We start from the raw sequence: 19,761 nt of genomic DNA, 5'->3' as shown, positions 1-19,761 counted from the left end.
GTGTTCACCCAGCTAGCGTGAAATCCTCGCAGAGAACCGGCAGAAGGGAAGTCATGCCCGAGGAATTGCAGGGGCAAGCGAAGCTGTTCGACGCGCTGAGCACCAAGGGCACGGCGTTCACTCACGAGGAGCGCCGCAGGTACGGGCTGCTCGGTCTGCTGCCTACTGCGGAGAAAACGCTCGACCAGCAGGTCGAACACTGCTGGAACGAGTTCTCCACGCGGCGAGACGATCTCGACAAGCACATCTATCTGCGCGCGCTGCAAGACCGAAACGAAACGCTCTTCTACCGGGTCCTGCGTGAGCACATCTCCGAGACGATGCCCATCGTCTACACCCCGACGGTCGGGGTGGCCTGCCAACGTTTCAGCGAGATCTATCGGCGGCCGCGCGGACTTTTCGTGTCGTATCCGGATCGCGACCGCCTCGCCGAGGTGATCGACAACCGTCCGCACCGCGATCCGGACGTGATCGTGGTGACCGACGGCCAACGCATCCTCGGCCTCGGCGATCAGGGTATCGGCGGAATGGGCATCCCGATCGGCAAGCTTTCGCTCTACGTCCTCATCGGCGGAATCGATCCGGCCCGCACCCTGCCGATCGTCCTCGACGTGGGTACCGACAACGTCGAACTGCTCGAGGACCCCCAATACCTCGGCTGGCGTCACCGGCGGATCAGCGACGACGAGTACTACGCCTTCATCGACGGCTTCGTAACTGCGGTGCACGAGCAGCTACCCGACGTGCTGCTGCAATGGGAGGACTTCGCCACCGCGCACGCGGAACCGATCCTCGCGCGCTACCGAGACAAACTGCTCACGTTCAACGACGACATCCAGGGCACCGCGGCGGTGACGGTCGGGGCGCTGCACGGCGCGTCCAAAGTCGCAGGCCACCCGCTGTCGCAGCAGCAGGTCGTGATGTTGGGTGCCGGCTCGGCCGGTATCGGCGTGCTCGGAATGGTGCAGCGCGAAATGGTGGCGCAGGGTTTGTCGGAAGCCGAGGCAGCGGAACGGATCTGGGTTGTCGACGTCGTCGGCCTGCTCACCGACGAAAGGACCGACCTGTCGCCGGCACAGCGGAGGTTCGCCCAGCCGGCGGGCCGCGTCGCGGGTTGGGGCCTCTCGAGGCCGGCCCAGCTCGCCGACGTCGTGCACAACGTCGATGTCGGGATCATGATGGGATTGTCCACCGCGGCAGGCGCCTTCACCGAGAGCATCGTGCGCGAGTTGGCGGGAAAGACAGAGCGCCCCATCATCTTTCCGCTGTCCAACCCCACCAGCCACGCCGAAGCGCACCCGGCCGAGTTGGATCAATGGACCGACGGACGCGCCCTTATCGCCACCGGTTCGCCGTTCGCGCCACTGCAGCGCGACGGGGTGGCACGGCCGATCGCCCAGTGCAACAACGTCTACATCTTCCCTGCGATGGGACTGGCCGTCACCGCGGCCCAGGCCACCCGGGTCACCGACGACATGATGCGGGTTGCGGCCGCCACGCTCGGAGGTGCGTCGCCAGCCTTGTCGGATCCTGCTGCGCCGCTGCTGCCCGCGTGGTCGGACGTTCCCGACATCGCTCAAGACATCGCCCATGCCGTCGGTCGCCAGGCCATCGCGGAGGGAGTCGCACCCGCACGCAGCGATGAGCAACTGGCGGACCGCATCAGGCAGGTCCATTGGACGCCTGAGTATCCGGCCTGAGGCGATCGTCTACCGCGGCCGGCTGTACCGTTGCACGAACCGCCTCAAGATCGTCGGCGGGTACTCGATATGCCGTTGCCTGGCCGCTGTTTTCAGCGATTCGGCGGCCTCCGGCGCGAAGTAGCCGTAGGTCTTGTAGACATCGATCCTGGTGAGGATGCCCGGTAGGTCCAGTTCGGGGTGGAACTGCGTGGCGTAGGTATTGGTGCCGACACGGAAGGCCTGGACGGGGCAGTCGGGTGAGGACGCAAGGCACACCGCAGCGGAGGGAAGCGCGCTGGCCGCCTCCTTGTGACCGCCGAACGCGTCGAACACGTCGGGCAGCTCGGCGAACAATGGCTCCTCCCGGCCGGCCGGGGTCAGCGTGACGGTGACGGCGGCCACCGGTTCCGGGTAGCTGCGATCCACGGTGGCGCCGATAACCGAACCGAGCATGCCCACGCCGTAACAGCACCCGAGAAACGGGAAGTCCGCCGCCACGATGCGATCGATGAGAGACAACAGCTCGGCCTCGACGCGCCGCTGGGTCGAGCTCTTCGAATCGGGCGGATCGCTCGCATTGTAGGGTCCGCCGCCCAAGATGATGCCCGACCAGTCGTCGAGGTCGACAGCCCCCAAAGACCTGTGCGTCAGGCGGATTCGCTGCATCCCGTTCTGGTCGAGCCCGCCGAAGCGCATCATCGCCTGATATTCGTCGTCTGCCGCCGCGTCCTCTCCGCGGATCGAGAGGAACAGGAACGGGGCGTGTTCGGCGTCTGTCGGCATTCTGGTCTCGTCGAGACCTGTCAGCAGAAACCGAAACAGCCGCGGCGCCTGCCGCCGCCGCTGTCCTTGGGTGCGTCGCCGGGAGTGTTGGAGTCACTTCCGGGGACCGGCTTCGGCACCGGCGCGACGCTCATCGGGGCCCTGGTGACGTCGACCCTTGGCTTCTGCGCGGGAGTTGGTTCGCTGTAGCGCGGCGAATACTGCTGTTGCGGTGCGGAATAGGTGGGCTGGGCCGCAGGCGGCGGTGGTGGAGGGGGAGGGGGAGGGGGCGGCGCGGGAGCCGGGGGCGGCGTGTGAGCACTCACCGCCGCGGGCGGCGCCTTGCTCGACACGGGCGGTGCGCTCGTCGGCGATTCGGTCCTCGACTGCTCGACCGTGGTGGCCGAGCTGCGGAAGACGAGCCAACCGCCACACACCACGGCGCCGATGACGGCCGCGACGAGTAAGGCGGCCGCCGGCCTGCTCCGGTACCAGTGCCGCTCCCGGTAGTCAGACACGGCGAAGTCGAGGTTGGGCTGGACGTAGGTGGTCGCGGCGAGTGGGTGCGCGCGCAGGGGCTGCTGAACCAACGCCGGAGGCGGCGGCGGGTCACTTTCGACCCACCCGTAATCATCGGTCGGATCGGGCAGGAGCTCGGCGACGCCGGTTACCTGAATCGGCTCGGTCACCGGGTCATCGACGTAGGCCGGCGCGGCGGGCCCGGCCGGTTCCGACCGGCTGTAGTGGAAGTCTTGGTCGGCTGCGCCGCCCGCCCGGCCGGGTGTCGCGTTGCCCAGGGACGTCACTAGCGCCATGTCGGCGGCGCGCCGGAGGGCACGCCGTTCCATCAGCCGATTCACACGCCCCATACAGACAAGCCTAATGGGGCGGCAACCATGCCGCGCACGCCTGATATGAAATGGCGTCCAGCCGTCGAGTCAGTCCTCTTTGCGGATCAAACGCATCAGAGCGGCGCGATCGGGTGCGAGCAGTTCCTCGATGCGCGGCTGGTTCACATCGGCGACGATGACCTCGCCGACGTCCTTGTTGACGTCGCGGAAGATGCCGTGCGACTTCATCTTCTCGGTTTGATAGATGTTGTCTTCAGTCGGCTTGATGTAGTACACCGCGTCGGCCTTGAACCGATGGATCAGCCACAGGTGGATCAAAGTCATCAGGCGCTTTTGGCGCAGCTGCTCTCCGAACGTGTTCTGGTCGCGCACCGTGAGGATGCTTCGGCCGTTCCTGTCCTTGATGGGATCGACGAGCACATTGGCCAGCTTCTCGTCGCCACCTTCGCCGCCGTGGATGCCGAGCTCGAGCACTTCGCCACCTGGGCGCAACGGACGGAAATCGACGCGCAGCTTCTCGCCGAGGTCGTAGTGCTCGCTCCACAGTGCCAGCCATTCCTCCAGCAGCTTCTTCGGCACCTCGGTCTGCACGAGATGCTGATGCTGAGTCGAGCCCTCGCCCATGGACTTGGTGGTGGCCGTGCGGCCGGAGGATGCCGCCAGCGCGGCGTCGCTGCGCGGCCCGCCTACCAGGGTTTGCGGCGTGCGGTAGGGCGACTCCACCAGGCGCATCTTGCGCTGCAGGCGCGCCAGCGACAGCATCCCGTCCTGCTTGAGCGCGCCGGCGAACTCTTCTGCGGCGACGCCGTCGATCTGGTGTCCGCCATAGGTCATGAAGTTGAAGACGAAGCCCATCTTGCCGATTTCCTCTGGGAACCGGCGCATCTCGTCGTCGCTCATCCCGGTGGTGTCCCAGTTGAACGACGGGGAGAGGTTGTAGGCGAGCATCTTGTCGGGATACACGGCGTGCACGGCGTCGGCGAACTGTTTGGCGTCGGAGAGATCCGCAGTCTTCGTCTCCATCCACAGGATGTCCGCGAACGGCGCTGCGGCAAGCGATTTGGCGATCGCGTACGGGATACCGCCGCGCAGCTGGTAGTAGCCCTCCGGGGTCTTCACCCGCTCGCAGTCCCAGCCGGCGTCGGCGCCTAGCTCCTTCGCCTTCTCACGTGCCTCATAAAGCGACGCCCTCTCCGCGAACGTTCGCCATTCCGCGGCGCTCATGTCGAGCGATTCGCCCTCGCGCTCACGGAACTCGAGAAGATCGGCGACCGCCTCGCCGTAGGTCTCGAGGCCCGCATCATTCTGCCAAGCTTCGACGAAGCGTGACTCGACCTTGTCGAACAGGGCGTCGACGGCTTCGTCGCCGTCCTGCCGCCAGGTCGACACCGCTTCCGCGACGAGAGCCAGGATGCCTTGCCGGTCAAGCCAACTGGTCGCCGCTGCGTACTCACCCTCGGGCAGCGCATACAGCAGATGACCGTTGAGGTGCGTCAGCCCCGACTCGTAGAAGCTGCGCACCAGCGCCAGGAAACAGGACCTGTAAGACGGGATTCTGAGGTTGGTCGCGCCCAGCAGGAACGGCTGGTCGCGTTCGTCGGCGCGGCTGTCGATAAGGTTGGCCGCCTCCGCGTCGGTGCGCGCGACGATGATGCCCGGCACCCCCATGATGTCCAGCTGGAAGCGGGCGGTGTTGAGGCGCTTGATCTGTTCGTCCGAAGGAACCAGTACCTTGCCGCCCTGATGTCCACACTTCTTGGTGCCGGGCCGTTGGTCCTCGATGTGGAAACCGGGCACGCCCGCCTCGACGAAGCGGCGAATCAGATTGCGCACGTGCGGATCTCCGCCGTGGCCGGTGTCTGCGTCGGCGATGATGAACGGGCGGTAGTCGACGGCAGGCGTTGCGGCGCGCTGGTCGTCGGTCATGCGCAGCCGCAGGTACTGCTGGTTGCGGTCGGCGGTGAGCAGCGCGCGCACCAACCCGGCGGCCTCGTCCGGTACCTGGCTCAGCGGATAGCTGGCGAGGTCGGGACCGGGGTCCTCGCTGGTGGACCCCTTTGCGGAGGTCGCCCAGCCACCGAGGTAGATCCCCTCGATGCCCATCCGCTTCATCGTCACCGCCTGACCCGGCGAGTACGGCCCGAAGGTGGTGATGCTCTTGCGCTGGGCGAACAGTTCGCGCAGGCGGTCGTAGAAGGCTGCCGCCGCCAGGCGCGCGACCGGGTAGTCGGTGGGGATCGTCCCGCGCTGCTCTACGACCTGGCGGGCCGAATAGAGGCGGGTGATCCCGTCGAACCGGGGGCTGTCGAAATACCGCTGCACGGCGGCGACATCCTGCTCGAACGGGGTCTGGGGCGCTGCATCAGCTTCGACGATGGCCATAGCCCAACACTACGGCGCACGTTTGGACGATAGTGCGGATTTCACACTGCCTGAGTTCGCTACGGCGTGAACTGCTGACCGCCGTCGATGTCGTAGGTAGCGCCAGTGAGGGCGGTATTGACCATGAGATGTACGGCGAGCGCCGCCACGTCTTCTGCCGTCACCACGCGACGAATCGGCAGGGTGGTCCGCAACTCGTTACGTCGATCCTCGAGCGCGTCACCGAGCAGGTTGGCCGACAGCGGGGTGTCGACGAAACCCGCGGCTATCAGGTTGACGCGGGTCGGGGCCAGTTCGAGCGCCAGGGCCGCGGTGAACGGCGGCAGCGCCGCGGTCGCCGCTGAGACGATGCCGACCCGGTGGTCGACGCGCCTGCCGCCGGTACCGCCCATGAAGACCAGGCTGCCGTCGGGCCGCATGGAACCGGCAGCGGCACGGGCCACCTCGAGGTCGAGCACCACGTGATCGCTGAGCGCATCGCGCACCTGCTCTGCGGTCATGTCGAGGAGCGGGACGTAGCTGGGGCCACCGGCCGTCACCATCACATGATCGATCGGGGCGACCAGGTCTCTGAAGAACTTCTGCAAGGAGGCCGTGTCGGTGGCGTCGAACGCCGCGGTGCTCAGCGCATCCACTTCCGATGCGGCCTGTTGGAGCCGATCCGGGCTGCGGCCGGTGAGGATCACCTCGGCGCCCTCCAGCCTGGCGCGCCGAGCCGTCTCGAGCCCGATCCCGGCACTACCGCCGATGAGTACGACGGTTTGTCCGCGCAACGCTGTCACCATCGAAGTGTGGCGGCCCGACGCGGCCGCGACAACTGCGCGCTCACCGACGATGCTATTTCCGACCGCTGCGCAACCGGGCTTCCAGCGCGTGCGGATCTGCGACGGTGACGGTCAGCGCGGAGTGGTCACGGAACCCGATGACGCGCTTGACCTTGTCGCGGAAATGTACGCACAGGCCCGCCTGCGGATTCGTTCCGAACGTCAGCCCGTCGTCGGCGAACGACAGACGCGCGCCGAGCGCGGTCCACCAGCGGTAGGGACCGGCGACATGCGCGTCCGAGATGTTCTCCAGCGGGGTGTCCAACCGGAGCAGGCCGAAGGTCGCGACGAACCGGCCGTCGTCGGTGAGCGTGACGCCGTCCCGCCACGGCAGCGCACCGGCGCCGAGCCACATCGGCACGAACCGCCCGTCGAAGCGGTACGGAAAGAACTCGCTCACCGCCTCATGCAAGCACAACGGTCACCGTTGCGTCACGTTACGGCCACTCATTGGCGATGTGCCGTGCGGCGCATGGCCCCTGACCGCGCGGGGTTGTAGAAGTAGCTGTGGTGACATCCGTCCACCAACGGGTCACCCATTGTGGTCGCGGTGAAATGAAAGAAAGTGAACGCTCGACATGAAACGCATTTACGCCTTGGTGGTCGGTCTTGCCGTGTTGGTGGCGACGCCGGGTTTGGCGAACGCCGACATCACCCGTCCACTCAGCAGCCAGCAGGCCATCCAGTATGTGATCGCGCGCGGTCTCTCCCAGCGCGGTGTGCCGTTCTCGTTCGGTGGCGGCGATTCCAACGGCCCGACCCGCGGCAGTGGCCCGGCGGACAATGCCGTCGGCCTGGACCACCAGGGGCGCGTCGTCGGACTGGATCCGATGGCAAGCACCGTGGGTTTCGACGCCTCCGGCCTGATGCTGTACTCCTATGCCGGTGTCGGAATCAAGCTGCCGCGTTCGTCGGGGGCCCAGTACAACGCCGGCCGCAAGATTCTGCCGCAGCAGGCGGTCCCCGGCGATCTGATCTTCTACGGCCCGAACGGAAACCAGAGCGTGGCGATGTTCCTTGGCAACGGGCAGATGCTGGAGGCAGGCGACCCGGTCGTCACCGTCTCGCCCGTTCGGACCAGCAACATGGCGCCGTACCTGGTGCGGGTCATCGCGTGAGCTGACGTAAGGCCGACCCCAGGCGCCGTCCCGCGAGGGCTCAGCTAGGTACGGTTTCGGCTCGGAAATCTGTACGAACCCGAGCGCTCGGTCGCACCGGATTCCCATCGACGATATAAAACCGCGCGACTTCGGCGCGACGGCATCAGTAACGTCGCGCAGATGGCAGTGCTGACTCCTGCGCAACAGGACTTCCCACGGTGGTATCAGGACGTGCTGACCAAGGCGAAGCTCGCCGAGAGCGGCCCTGCCCGCGGGACCATGGTGATCCGGCCGAACGGCTACGCCATCTGGGAGCGGGTGGCCGATGAGGTCGACAGGCGGATCAAGGCCGCAGGGGCCGATAACGCGTACTTCCCGTTGCTGATGCCGATGAGTTTCTTCGAGCGCGAAGCCGAACATGTCGAGGGATTCAGTCCGGAGTTGGCTGTGGTGACGCACGGCGGAGGCAAGGAGCTGGCCGAACCGCTCGCCATTCGTCCGACGAGCGAGACGGTCGTCGGCGAATACATGGCCAAATGGGTCGACAGCTACCGTGATCTGCCGCTGCTTCTCAACCAGTGGGCCAATGTCGTGCGATGGGAGATGCGTCCGCGAATCTTTCTGCGCATCACCGAATTCCTGTGGCAGGAGGGCCACACCGCGCATGCGACGCAGTCCGACGCGCGGCGGTATGCGCGCCTAATCCTGCACGATGTCTACCAGGATTTCATGCGCAGCGTGCTCGCCATGCCCGTCGTCGTCGGCCGCAAGACCGCGAGCGAGCGCTTCGCGGGCGCCGCCAATACGATGACGTGCGAAGGCATCATGCGTGACGGCAAGGCGCTGCAGATGGGCACGTCACACGAACTGGGCCAGCGCTTCAGCCGTGCCTTCGACATCAGCTACCTGAATGCCGAAGGCGCAAGGGAGTTCTGCTGCTGGACGACGTCGTGGGGGTCGTCGACCCGCATGCTCGGTGGGCTGATCATGTGCCACGGCGACGACTTCGGGCTCGTCCTGCCGCCGGCACTGGCACCGATCCAGGCGATCGTGATGGTGGTGAAGGACATCGATGGCTCGGTCACCCGCGCGGCATCGAAAGTGCTCGAGGAGTTGGCACGGCGCGGCGTGCGGGCACGGCTCGACCACAACACCGATCAGGGTTTCGGCTGGCGCGCCACCGAATGGGACCTCCGGGGCGTGCCGATACGGGTGGAGATCGGCCCGCGAGACGTCGCCGACGGCTGCGCCCTCCTCTACCGGCGCGACACCCGCGACAAGGCCACGGTGGCACTGGATTCGGTTGTCGACGAAGTACATCGGCTGATCCGGCGCATACAGACCGACATGCTCAGCGCCGCAACGACGCGACGCGACGCCTTCATCGTCGAGTGCACCACCATCGAGCAGGTGGCCGACGTTGCGCAGACCGGCGTCGCCCGCGTGCCGTGGGTATCGGTCGGTGTCTCCGGTGAACAGCGCCTGGCCGCCGACGGCGTCACGGTGCGGTGCCTGCAGCGCGTTGACGGAGGACTTCCCGACACCGACGACGACACGGATGCGATCGCGTACATCGCGCGGGCTTACTGACTCACGGTCCGGACCGCTGCCAGATCCCCGTCACCGACAAGGGCGCGCAGCCCTTTTCGGTTCAACTTTCCGCTTGGCAGGACCGGTATCCGGTCGCTTGCCGCCAGTATCCAACGCGTCGGAACCTTGTAGGCTGACAACAGGTCACGCGCACGCGCGGCCACTGAGTCGAGGTCGATCTCGGCGACGGCAGGGACGACGACGGCGCACACCTCCTCGCCCCGAACAGGATCATCGATGCCGACGACCACGCACTGTGCCACCTCGGTGAACTGTTCGATCACCCCCTCGACTTCCAGAGGTGACACGTTCGCTCCTGCGGCTTTGATGAGTTCGGTGGTGCGGCCCACGTAAAACAGCCGCGGGTCGTCCTTTTTTCGGTAGACCCGGTCGCCGGTGTGGTACCAGCCGTCGTCGTCGAACGTCTCCGAACGCTCACGCTTGTTGTATCCCGACATCACCCCGACGCCCCGGATGAGCAACTCGCCCACGGTCCCGTCGGTGACCGGGTCGCCGTTGTCATCGACGATGCGCATCTGCGTGAAAGCGAACCCGCCCGCCGTCTCGGACATGGTGCGGTGCACCGGAAATCCGTCGGGCACGTCGGTCATCGCGATGTCCAACGGCCCATCGCGCAGCATCGGGGCGCTGGAAAGGTCACGGGTCGCGAACGACGGATCCTCGCGCAGTCGCTGGGTGAACGCCGGCCACCCTACGATTCCCGTCGCCCGCTCACGCTCGATCAGGTCCAGCGCGGTCGAAGCGTCGAGCCGGGGGAGCACCAACAGCGTGACGGGTTCGTGCAGCGCCCCGGTCGTGGCGAGCAGCCCGCCGACCCAGAAAAAGGGCATGGCGCAGAGGATGGTGGCCGATGGCCCCGAGCCGGTGACCGTTCGGATGGCGCCGGGCCATGTCGACGTCTGCCGGACCAAGGTGCCGTGGGTGTGCACGACGCCCTTCGGGTCCGCGGTGGATCCGGAGGTGTGCACCATGACGGCCAGATCGGCGGGACAGACCTCGTCCTCGACAGCGGCCAGAATGTCCTGCGGCACAAGCACATCGGCGTCATCACCAAATCGCGTCGCCCAGCGCCGGTCCGTATCGGCGGTCAGCACGATGCGACGCAGGTAGGGCACCGCAGACACGGAAAGTCGGCCGTTCGGCTGGCTCGTCAGCCCCGGCACGGCGGCTTCCAGTCGCTCGGGGACATCGATGCCGAGTACCCGGCCCGGCGCGACCAACATCCCGATGTCGGCCAGCCGCAGCACCTTGCCGAGTTCTGCGGGCGCGTACATCGTGCTGAGCGGCACGGCGAGCGCACCGATCCGCGACACCGCGAGCCACCAGACGACCCACTCGACACCGTTGGCGAAGAAGAGACCGACCCGGGTGCCCTTGCCGACGCCCTGGTTCAGCAGCCAGCGTGCGATATGCGCCGATCGTTTTCGGCACCCTCATAGGTCAGCCGGTCGGTGGGACTCACGATGTAGGTCTCGCCGCCGAACTCGCGCACGCTTCGCTGCAACAGTGCCGGCAGGGTCGGCATGGGTTCGGTCATCCGCCGATCCTCTCCGATCAGCGTGACCATGACCACAGCCACAGTTAGTGCAACCGAGCGTAACAGTAAATTATCCTATGGTTATGACGGTCGGCTCGCGGCTCACTCCCGCCGTTCCCCAGGGTCTGTGGCGAATCGAGGACGTCCTCGACGCAGAGGGAAATATCGCGCTGCCGCCCGACGTCACGCTGATCTCGCTGATCGAGCGCAACATCGCGAACGTCGGCGACACCGTGGCGTACCGCTACCTGGACTACACCCGTTCAGAGGGTGGGTTCGCCCACGAACTGACCTGGAACCGACTCGGCATCCGGATTCGGGCCATCGGCGCGCAGGTGCAACGGGCCGCGTCCCGAGGGGACCGGGTCGCGGTTCTCGCCCCGCAGGGTCTGGATTACGTCGCCGGGTTCTTCGCCGCCATCAAGGCGGGCACCGTTGCGGTACCACTGTTCGCGCCGGAGTTGCAGGGTCATGCCGAGCGCCTCGCAGTCGCACTTCACGACTCACGCCCCACCGTCGTCCTGACGACGTCCGCGGCATCGGCCGCCGTCGAGGCGGCGTTGGATGAGATCGGTCTCACGCCCAGACCGCACGTCATCACCATCGACGATGTTCCGGACTCGCTAGGCGACGGGTTGGTTCCCGTTCACCTCGACGCCGGCGACATCTCGCATCTGCAGTACACGTCGGGATCCACGCGGGATCCTGTCGGCGTCGAGATCACCCACCGGGCGGTGGGTACCAACTTGACGCAGATGATCCTGTCCATCGACCTCCTCGACCGAAATACCCACGGCTGCAGTTGGTTACCGCTCTACCATGACATGGGTCTTTCGATGATCGGCTTTCCCACCGTCTACGGCGGCCACTCGACGCTGATGTCACCGGCCGCGTTCGTTCGACGGCCCGAGCGTTGGATCCGGGCGTTGGCGGCCGGCTGCCGGCAGGGCCGCGTCGTCACCGCCGCGCCCAACTTCGCTTGCGAGTACGCCGCGCAGCGCGGCCTCCCCGCGGCGGGCGATGACATCGACCTGAGCAACGTCGTGCTGATCCTCGGTTCGGAACCGGTGAGCAGGAGGGCCATCGACGTCTTCAACGCAGCGTTCGGACCATACGGGCTGCCGACCACCGCGATCAAGCCGTCATACGGCATCGCCGAGGCGACCCTGTTCGTCTCCACCATCGCCCCCGCCGCCGCGCCTACCGTCGCCCACCTGGATCGCGGGATGTTGGAAAAGGGTGAGGCGGTGCGTGTCGCAGCGGACAGTCCCGACGCCGCAGAACATGTGTCCTGCGGACAGATAGCTCGCAGCCAATGGTGCGTCATCGTGGATCCCGAAGCCCGCACCGAGCTTTCCGACGGCCGCGTCGGCGAGATCTGGCTGCATGGCGACAATGTCGGCCGTGGCTACTGGGGGCGGCCCGAAGAAACACACCAGACGTTCGGTATCACTCTGCTGTCGGATACCACCGAGGGCAGCCACGCGTGCGGCGCCCCGGCCGATGCGACCTGGCTGCGAACCGGGGATCTGGGGTTCTACCTAGACGGCGAGCTCTACGTCACCGGCCGCATCGCGGATGTGATCACCGTCGGCGACCGCCTGCTCTACCCAGAGGACGTCGAGGCCACCGTCGCGGACGCGTCGCCGATCGTGCGCCGCGGCTATGCGGCCGCGTTCACCGTGCCGTCCGGCGCGGGCGAGCAACTGGTGATCGTCGCCGAACGCGCGTCGGGCACGCGGCGCGCCGACCCCGCACCGGCGGTCGACGCCATCCGCGCGGAGGTGTCACGACACCACGGGCTGTCCGTCGGCGACGTCAGGTTCGTTCCCGCAGGGGCGATCCCGCGCACCACGAGCGGCAAACTGGCCCGACGGGCTTGCCGTACCACATACCTAGGAGGCGAGTTCGGGAAGTAGCTCGACGGCGTCGCCGATCCGGATCGTGCGAAGTCTGCGGAAGACAGCCGTCCGCCCAACAGCGCGCGGCTAGGGTCAGCCGAATGACGTCGATGACCGAAGCGGCTGACCGAGTTGTCGGGTTGGCGCGCGGAATGCGGGACCTCGTGCGGGCGGAAGCCGCGGAATCCGAACGCAACCGAACCCTGACCCCGGCGGTCGTGAAGGAGATGTGGACATCCGGTCTGATGTCCGCGTTCAACCCACGTGCGGCGGGCGGTGTCGAACCGGCCTTTCGGGAGATGATCGAGACCTGGATCGAAATGGCTTGGCAGGACGGCTCATTCGGCTGGATCGGTATCGCGAACATGCCGTCGTCGTTCGCGGCCGCGGCGTATCTCCCCGACGACGGCTTCGCCGAAGTGTTCACCGCTCACGACAACCGCGTCACGATGGGAGGACAGTTCTTCCCGAACGGCCAGGGCAGGGTCGTCGATGGTGGCTACCGGCTGACCGGATCATGGAGCTTCGGTTCGGGCACCGGCCATTCCCAATACGTCGCCGCGGGCTTCTTTCCGATGGACGATTCAGAGATGCGCTGGATCAGCGAAGGTGTGCCCGATATGCAGGTCGCCGTCGTGCCGCGAGAGGAGATCTCGTTCAACGACGGCTGGTTCGTGCAGGGCCTCAAGGGAACCGGCTCCTACGACTACAGCGCCGACGATGTCTTCGTTCCCGCGCACCGCACCTTCGCCCTGTTCTCCCGCGAACCGTTGCGGGGAAGTTCACCGGCCACCCGCATGGGACTGATGCCCGTCACCGCCGCCGGTCACGCATCGTGGGCGCTCGGCGTTGCCAAGAGCATGCTCGACGATGTCCAGGAGTTGGCCGCCACGAAATACCGGATGAGCGATATGGCATCGCTGGCCAGTCGCCCCACCTTCCAGAAAGGCCTCGCGCAGCACGTCTCGGCGTGGCGGGCAGCCCGCCTCCTGGTACTGGACGCGTTCACCACCGCTGAATCCGGTGTCGCGACAGGCCAAGACCTGAGCCCGATGCTGCGCGCCGACATGCGGGCCGCCGCCGTCTATGCCACAGACGTGGCACGCGAATGCGCCGAATGGGCGCACCTCGTCGCGGGCACCAGCTCGATACGCGAGGGCAGCCGGCTCGAGCGGGCGTTCCGCGACATCTACACCGGCACCCAGCACGCCTTCATCAGCGAGAAGGTGGCGATCGACGCGGCGCAGATCTGGCTCGGCGTCATCGAGGACCAATTCGGCCTGTGAGCGGCGAGCGCCGATAGGGTTTATTCATGCGCGATCGCACCGCGGGCCTGTCCGTCGCCGCGCGGCATGCTCACGAATTCCTCAACGGTCTGGACGACCGCCCGGTGGCCGCCCGCGTCGACGCCGCGGGGGTGCGCGACGCGCTCGGCGGCCCGCTTCCTGAGCACGGGGAGGACGTCGACGCCGTCATCGGCGCGCTCGCCGCGGGCGCCGACCCCGGTCTGGTGGGCACCGCAGGCCCGCGCCACTTCGGCTTCGTCGTCGGCGGTGCGCTGCCCGCCGCACTGGCCGCGGACTGGCTGGTCTCGGCCTGGGACCAGAACGCCGCCTTCCACGCGCTGTCGCCCGCGGCTGCGGCCATCGAAGAGGTCACCTCCGCGTGGACACTCGACCTGTTCGGGCTGCCCGGCGATGCCTCTGTCGGCTTCGTCACCGGCGGGCAGGGCGCGAACACAACCTGTCTGGCCGCCGCCCGCCACGCGGTGCTCGCGGCGGCCGGCTGGAATGTCGAAGACGAGGGGCTCATCGGTGCGCCGCCGGTACGCATCCTGTGCGGTGAGGCGGCCCACGCGACGATCTACACCGCGCTGCGCCAGCTCGGACTCGGCGCCAACACGGCCATCGCCGTCGCCGCCGACGACCAGGGCCGGATGCGGCCGGACGCGCTGCGCGACGCGCTGGCAACATCGGCGGGCCCGGCAATCGTCTGTGCCCAGGCGGGCAACGTGGCCACCGGAGCCTTCGACGCCTTCGAGGCGATCGCCGATGCCTGCGCCGACCATGACGCCTGGTTACACGTCGACGGCGCGTTCGGGCTGTGGGCCGCCGCCGCGCCTGCGTTGCGGCACCTGACGAAGGGAGTCGAACGCGCCGACTCGTGGGCCGTCGACGCCCACAAGTGGCTGAACGTGCCCTACGACGGCGCGATGGCCATCGTCGCCGACTCAAACGCCCACGTCGCCGCGATGGGCCTTGCGGGTCCGTATCTCGTCGCCGATCCGGGGCAACGCGACGGCACGAACTATGCGCCCGAGAGTTCGCGGCGTGCGCGCGTGATACCGATCTATGCGGCCCTGAGGTCGCTGGGCCGGGCCGGGGTCGCCGAACTGATCGAACGCAATTGCGCTCAGGCGCGCCGAATGGCCGAACGGCTTGCGGAGATCCCCGGCGCGCGGATCGTCAACGACGTCGTGCTGAACCAGGTGCTGGTGGCCCTGCCGGGCGGCGATGACGCCAACAGGGCCGCGGTGGCCGCCGTTCAGCGCGACGGCGTCTGCTGGCTCGGCGGCACCACCTGGAACAACCGGTATCTGCTCCGGGTCTCGGTCTCGAACTGGGCGACGACCGACGTCGACATAGACCGGTCCGCCGACGCGATCGCCCGTGCCGCCGCTGCCGTGTAGGGCTGAGATTTCCGGCTAGCAGGAGGTCGGCTTTGGTGTCTGCAGTGACGACTTTGCGGGCGCTGAGCGCGATCGTTTAAGGCATGCGGCGATCGGGCGCCGTCCGCGTCGACCGGGAGCACACCATGACAAGCACAAAGGCAGCGAGGCTCACTTCTGTGGCGTTCGCACCTCTCGCAATTGCGGCCATCGCGCTTGTTGGCGCCGCGCCGGCCGTCGCGGCGACTCCGGCTGCACACCAGCAGATTGTCGCCACCGCCGCTGCGAGCGACGACTCACTATGGAACGACGGCGAGCCTGCCGGCGGCACGGGAATTGACCCAGGGCCCCAGACCGCCCCTGACATCCCAGGCATCCCCGACCAGGCCGGTGTGGATTCCTCGGACCTTGGATTGCGCGCCGGCGGCACCGGTATCGATCCGGGCCCGTCGGCGCCCGCGGACACCCCGTCCGGCCCCGGCCTGCAGGACGGCGGCGAACCCGCGGGCGCGGTCTAGAACAAAGGACCTCCGAGTTAAGTGCGAATCAGTTGTGGCTTCGGCGCCACTTCGCGGCGCTCGCGATCCCGCCAGTCGCTGTGGCCGAAACCGGTTTGGCGGGTAGGGGATCCACAATCCTGACGGCCCGCCCCCTTCCCAGCAGCCGAATGCCACCGTCTACGTCGACGTGGACTGCCCGGGCAACAACTTCGACTGATCGAGCTCACTCAATACGCATGAGCTTCAGCTCCGCCACGTGCGCAGGCAACGCGTCGACGTGATCCGCCAAAGCTTCTCGCCGTTCGGCGTCGCCCGTCACCGGCTCGCCGTCGCGCTCTAGGTCGATGGGCGTATCGCGGTCGCAGGCAAGTAGCGCATCGAGCAGGGCGTCACGATCACGAGTGCCGTCCAAGAGAGGGAGCAGGTGACGGTCGACCGGTGAAAGCAGGAGCGTCTCGTGCCAGAGATTGAAGATCGACGCTCCGCTTTCCTCACGGGTCATCTCCGCCATTCGCCTGATCGGCTCGAAGAGATGCAGGGGTGCGGACGAAGGCTCCGGCAACACGGGATCCAGGCGGAAGCGCGCCTGCCCCTGTAGCACCAGGACCTGGATGAGGTTGTCGATGTTGCGTTCGAGCTCGGCGCTCGGATTCAATCCCGCCGATTCCATCCGCCCTCGTGCGTCGGCGATCAACTCCCGCCGTGACAGGGTCCAAGGCCAGCGCGCACTGAGCGCGTCCAACGCCGCCTTGATACCCGGATCGTTTGTGAACAACTTCGAGCCGTCGGACTCTTCGTACTCCTGGCGCGAGTTGTCCATCCGCGTCGGCCCGTCTACCGGCGGCACCGATGCAGCGAAATGCAGCTGCGCGTAACGGCCGCCGTGCAAGTTATAGGAGATCTGGGGCGTGCGTTCGGCGTGGACAAGCAGCGATTCGCGAAACATGCGGTTCGTCACGAAATCCAGGTACTGCTCGATCAGCACCTGGACGCCCGAGGACTTCTCCTTCACATACTCGGCAACCTTGGTCCCGTGATTGCCGGGGAACATCGACTCCGGGTGCGCCTCTCCGAGGAACGCGAGGCCGTGGCTGCCCGCGCGCTGCAGCATCTCGTAGAAGTAACACGGCGCGTTGTACATCTCGAGTTCGTCATGCAGCAGGTAAGAGTCTCCGAAACTCTCGGAGAACACCCGCGATTCGGCTATCACTCGTGACAGCACGCCACCGGCCGGCGCTACCTCACCGAGGAAATCGGCCATGCCGCGTGCGGCGCGGGCCTTGTCGTCCGGCGACGTGCTGCCGCCGCTCGCCAGCAGCATGGCGTCGCGCAGCACCTCCTTGGTCTTCCAGCCCGGGTAGGTGTTGTAGCTGACGTAGGCGACTCCCTCGGGCGCCAACAGCGTTCGGAAGGCGGACAGGATCGCATCCTGCACGTTCTCCGGCACCCAGCTGTACACGCCATGGGCGATGATGTAGTCGAACTGACCCAATGCCGCCAGGTCCATGCGCGCGATATCCCCGACGGCAAGCTGCAGGTTCTCGATGCCCAGCGCTTCGGCGCGCGCGCGTCCGATGTCGATCTGGACCTGCGAGAGGTCGATGCCAACTGCGCGCGCGTTCGGATGTGTGACGGCGAAGGGGATGATGTTGCCCGCTGCCGCACAACCGATTTCGAGTACGCGCGCATCGGCCACATCGCGCGATTCGAGCCCGAACAGGTGCGCGATCGCGGCCAGCTGGCCGGGCGCGGACTGTGGAAACGCATCCGAGGTATACGGCGTCGCGTCATAGTCGGCGCGTAACTGTTCGATGGCGTCGTTGGTGGTCGTCACCGATCGATCACAGTCGCAGAGGGTTAACGGTACGTGTCGCCAGGGTGTATAGCGCGAACCCCGCGGTCGTGGGAATCGGCGAGGGCTATGGGCGCTACCCGCCGCAGGCGCGACTTCGCAACGGCGCCAGAAGAGCGTTGAGCCCGTATTCGAATACGGCGTCGTAGTCGGTCGGGGATTGGAGCGCCTCGACGAGTGCACGGTCCGGCCAGCCGTCGGTCCACAGCGAAGGATCTTCTTCGTCGTGTTTGGCACCACGGACTGCCGAGAATTGCATGACGGCAGAGGAGATCACGTGAACCTGTATCGCTCGCAGAATGAGCGCCGCATCGGTTCCGGTGACACCCACCTCCGCCAGCTGCGCGGCCAGCGTCTGCTGGATCGGGAGGAACAACAGGGGCGTTCGGTCACGTTCGTGTGCGATGGCGAGCAGGTGTTGTCGCTCGATCAGCATCGTGCGCTGGGCGCGGGCCAGAGACGCGATGCGGTCAACGGGGCGCTCACCGTCGACCGGTAGGTGCGCCATCTGGCTCAGCAACCGATCGACCAGGCTGTCGAACAGCTTGTCCCGGCCTCCGATATGCCAGTAGATCGAGGTGACCGCAACGCCGAGGCTTTCGGCGAGACCGCGCATGGTGAAGGCATCCACCCCGTCCAGCTCGATCAAGCGAGCCGCGGCGTCGAGGATCGCCTCGGCATCGACCGCTTCTTTCAAGGTGTTTCACCTCCTGTCATCCGCTCGGGCTGCGGCAGGTCCAGATAGCGTTCCAGGTTTCGGTGGGTGTTGATGACGCGTCGTTCCTCGTTGGAGAGTGTCAGGTGGGTCAGGCCGGGTTGGTGCAGACCGCGCTGCAGGCCGGCGAGCACCGCGATGTCTTGACTCAACACCAGGCCGGGTTGTGCCTCATCGGTTGTCATGCGCATATCGGCAGGCTTGATCCGTGGCGCACCGGGACTCATCCGCGTCCACAGGATCATCACCAGCTCGCTGTGGTCGGGGTCGGGCCCAGGACGTGAGGCCAGCACCGTCAGGTGATCGGCGTTGACCAGAAGCGACATGTTGGGGAAGACGTTGTACTGGTGTAGCCGCATGACCTGGTCGGTAGACGCCCAGCCCAGATCCACACCGCGCTCGGCGGCGAAAGCCTTTGTGCGCTCGGCGATCATATCGGAAACCGACTTGTCCGGCCGCCGTTGATCGGCCGGGAAAGGGGTGCCGTCGGCAACACCCATCAGCGCGCCTTGGGTGGTCGCGTATGCGTCCCACACGTCGGCGTCGGTCAGCGGCTCCTTGATCTGCGGGCTCGGCACACCGTAAACCTGTTCGGACTTGCCGGTGTGTCCCCAAATGATTTGCGGCGCATACACATCGTCCATGCACCTGTGGAGTTCTGGATGCAGCGTCTGGATGTGATAGGTCTCGCTGAAGCCGTCGGCGACGGTCTTCCAGTTGGCGTCCACGTCCACGGTGATGGTGGCATAGCAACGGAAGTCGCCGAGCCCGCACCATGCGATGTCTCGTGGCACCGCTTCAAGGAAGTCGCGCAGCGGCATCGCGTCGGCGTCGAGGTTGACGAATACGAGCCGCTCCCACGTTTCCAATCTCGCCGCTATCAACGGGAATTCAAACATCCGAAGCGAGCCGAACCCCTTGCGGTTGGGCACTCGCTTGAGCGCACCGGTGAGATCCCACGTCCAGCCGTGATATCCGCACTTCAGCTCGCGCAATTCGGAGCCGGCGCCGGAGCACAACGAGTTGCCGCGGTGACGACACACGTTCTGGAACGCGCGAAGCTCACCGTCGTCGCCGTGGACAACCAGCACGGAGTACGGCCCGCACCGGTACTCGAAGAAGTCACCGGGCTCGGCCACGTGGTCGACCGTGCAGGCGACTTGCCACACCTTCGGCCACATCCGTTCGGCCTCAAGCTGCGCGAACGCCGCGGAGTAGTACCGCTCCGCAGGCACCAGGGTGGGGCGCTTCGGAGGTGTGCCGATCGCGTCTTCCTGCTTGGCGTCGATGAGGTCGGCGACCGCGGGCTTCACCTGCGCTGCGTGTGTCACGATCAACCCCTTTTGATCCGTCGCCACGACTCTGTAACGGTGTTA

At 66.6% G+C, this 19,761-nt stretch carries 15 protein-coding genes and 1 pseudogene; 7 read left to right on the top strand and 9 right to left on the bottom strand.

Going from position 1 to position 19,761, the window contains the following annotated elements:
• Positions 1–17 precede the first annotated feature (17 nt).
• Complete coding sequence (locus QOC76_RS11965) at positions 18–1,700, top strand: NAD-dependent malic enzyme (protein WP_526357050.1); 1,683 nt, start codon at positions 18–20, stop codon at positions 1,698–1,700.
• Positions 1,701–1,709: 9 nt separating this feature from the next.
• On the opposite strand, the gene QOC76_RS11960 is transcribed toward QOC76_RS11965, so the two are convergent.
• The 5 genes from QOC76_RS11960 to QOC76_RS11940 all read right to left on the bottom strand — a co-directional run bounded on the left by QOC76_RS11960 (position 1,710) and on the right by QOC76_RS11940 (position 6,901).
• Positions 1,710–2,465 carry a glutamine amidotransferase gene (locus QOC76_RS11960; RefSeq protein ID WP_526357049.1) on the bottom strand — a complete coding sequence of 252 codons (756 nt, stop codon included), beginning with the start codon at positions 2,463–2,465 and terminating at the stop codon, positions 1,710–1,712.
• A gap of 20 nt (positions 2,466–2,485) precedes the next feature.
• On the bottom strand, positions 2,486–3,313 hold the full coding sequence (locus QOC76_RS11955) for a hypothetical protein (RefSeq protein ID WP_526357048.1): 828 nt from the start codon (positions 3,311–3,313) through the stop codon (positions 2,486–2,488).
• 69 nt (positions 3,314–3,382) lie between these two features.
• Positions 3,383–5,677, bottom strand: a complete 2,295-nt coding sequence (gene aceA, locus QOC76_RS11950; RefSeq protein ID WP_526357047.1) for an isocitrate lyase ICL2 — start codon at positions 5,675–5,677, stop codon at positions 3,383–3,385.
• Positions 5,678–5,736: 59 nt separating this feature from the next.
• Positions 5,737–6,459: an SDR family NAD(P)-dependent oxidoreductase gene (locus QOC76_RS11945; RefSeq protein WP_526357046.1), complete on the bottom strand. Its 723-nt coding sequence runs from the start codon at positions 6,457–6,459 to the stop codon at positions 5,737–5,739.
• Positions 6,460–6,514: 55 nt separating this feature from the next.
• Positions 6,515–6,901 (bottom strand): hypothetical protein, encoded by a 387-nt coding sequence (locus tag QOC76_RS11940; RefSeq protein ID WP_526357045.1) that lies wholly within the window; start codon positions 6,899–6,901, stop codon positions 6,515–6,517.
• Positions 6,902–7,079: 178 nt separating this feature from the next.
• Here QOC76_RS11940 and ripD point away from each other — a divergent pair, with 178 nt between their 5' ends.
• A complete protein-coding gene (ripD, locus tag QOC76_RS11935; RefSeq protein WP_526357044.1) occupies positions 7,080–7,619 on the top strand; it encodes an NlpC/P60 family peptidoglycan-binding protein RipD in 540 nt (179 codons plus the stop codon).
• 162 nt (positions 7,620–7,781) lie between these two features.
• The gene (gene proS, locus QOC76_RS11930) at positions 7,782–9,191 is read left to right on the top strand and encodes a proline--tRNA ligase (protein WP_526357043.1); all 1,410 of its coding nucleotides are present in this window, start codon (positions 7,782–7,784) and stop codon (positions 9,189–9,191) included.
• Here the strand turns inward: proS and QOC76_RS11925 are convergent.
• A pseudogene (locus tag QOC76_RS11925) lies at positions 9,185–10,749 on the bottom strand (class I adenylate-forming enzyme family protein). The gene proS and the pseudogene QOC76_RS11925 sit on opposite strands and share 7 nt — an antisense overlap.
• 83 nt (positions 10,750–10,832) lie before the next feature.
• On the opposite strand from QOC76_RS11925, the gene QOC76_RS11920 reads away from it, so the two are divergent.
• From QOC76_RS11920 to QOC76_RS11905, 4 genes are all read left to right on the top strand, one after another.
• Entirely contained in the window at positions 10,833–12,668 is a 1,836-nt protein-coding gene (locus tag QOC76_RS11920) for a fatty acyl-AMP ligase (RefSeq protein WP_526357042.1), read from the top strand.
• An 83-nt stretch (positions 12,669–12,751) separates the two neighbouring features.
• Entirely contained in the window at positions 12,752–13,936 is a 1,185-nt protein-coding gene (locus QOC76_RS11915; protein ID WP_526357041.1) for an acyl-CoA dehydrogenase family protein, read from the top strand.
• A 26-nt stretch (positions 13,937–13,962) separates the two neighbouring features.
• Positions 13,963–15,339, top strand: coding sequence for a pyridoxal phosphate-dependent decarboxylase family protein (locus QOC76_RS11910; protein ID WP_526357040.1), 1,377 nt, complete (start codon positions 13,963–13,965; stop codon positions 15,337–15,339).
• A gap of 125 nt (positions 15,340–15,464) precedes the next feature.
• Positions 15,465–15,836: a hypothetical protein gene (locus tag QOC76_RS11905; protein ID WP_526357039.1), complete on the top strand. Its 372-nt coding sequence runs from the start codon at positions 15,465–15,467 to the stop codon at positions 15,834–15,836.
• A 205-nt stretch (positions 15,837–16,041) separates the two neighbouring features.
• On the opposite strand, the gene QOC76_RS11900 is transcribed toward QOC76_RS11905, so the two are convergent.
• From QOC76_RS11900 to QOC76_RS11890, 3 genes are all read right to left on the bottom strand, one after another.
• Positions 16,042–17,652 (bottom strand): methyltransferase regulatory domain-containing protein, encoded by a 1,611-nt coding sequence (locus QOC76_RS11900; RefSeq protein WP_526357038.1) that lies wholly within the window; start codon positions 17,650–17,652, stop codon positions 16,042–16,044.
• Positions 17,653–17,746: 94 nt separating this feature from the next.
• On the bottom strand, positions 17,747–18,367 hold the full coding sequence (locus tag QOC76_RS11895; protein ID WP_526357037.1) for a TetR/AcrR family transcriptional regulator: 621 nt from the start codon (positions 18,365–18,367) through the stop codon (positions 17,747–17,749).
• Positions 18,364–19,716 (bottom strand): aromatic ring-hydroxylating oxygenase subunit alpha, encoded by a 1,353-nt coding sequence (locus QOC76_RS11890; protein WP_526357036.1) that lies wholly within the window; start codon positions 19,714–19,716, stop codon positions 18,364–18,366. Before QOC76_RS11890 ends, QOC76_RS11895 begins: the two co-directional genes overlap by 4 nt.
• Positions 19,717–19,761 lie beyond the last annotated feature (45 nt).

Source organism: Mycobacterium sp. (assembly GCF_032159565.1).
Lineage (GTDB): Bacteria > Actinomycetota > Actinomycetes > Mycobacteriales > Mycobacteriaceae > Mycobacterium.
The sequence above is the reverse complement of the archived record's forward strand: the minus strand, read 5'-3'. Positions and strand labels throughout refer to the sequence as shown.

What these genes read in the sequence shown, in the direction of transcription:
- QOC76_RS11960 (WP_526357049.1), bottom strand. Translation starts at nt 2,465, where the DNA reads ATGCCGACAGACGCCGAACACGCCCCGTTCCTGTTCCTCTCGATCCGC.
- QOC76_RS11955 (WP_526357048.1), bottom strand. Translation starts at nt 3,313, where the DNA reads ATGGGGCGTGTGAATCGGCTGATGGAACGGCGTGCCCTCCGGCGCGCC.
- aceA (WP_526357047.1), bottom strand. Translation starts at nt 5,677, where the DNA reads ATGGCCATCGTCGAAGCTGATGCAGCGCCCCAGACCCCGTTCGAGCAG.
- ripD (WP_526357044.1), top strand. Translation starts at nt 7,080, where the DNA reads ATGAAACGCATTTACGCCTTGGTGGTCGGTCTTGCCGTGTTGGTGGCG.
- proS (WP_526357043.1), top strand. Translation starts at nt 7,782, where the DNA reads ATGGCAGTGCTGACTCCTGCGCAACAGGACTTCCCACGGTGGTATCAG.
- QOC76_RS11920 (WP_526357042.1), top strand. Translation starts at nt 10,833, where the DNA reads ATGACGGTCGGCTCGCGGCTCACTCCCGCCGTTCCCCAGGGTCTGTGG.
- QOC76_RS11915 (WP_526357041.1), top strand. Translation starts at nt 12,752, where the DNA reads ATGACGTCGATGACCGAAGCGGCTGACCGAGTTGTCGGGTTGGCGCGC.
- QOC76_RS11910 (WP_526357040.1), top strand. Translation starts at nt 13,963, where the DNA reads ATGCGCGATCGCACCGCGGGCCTGTCCGTCGCCGCGCGGCATGCTCAC.
- QOC76_RS11905 (WP_526357039.1), top strand. Translation starts at nt 15,465, where the DNA reads ATGACAAGCACAAAGGCAGCGAGGCTCACTTCTGTGGCGTTCGCACCT.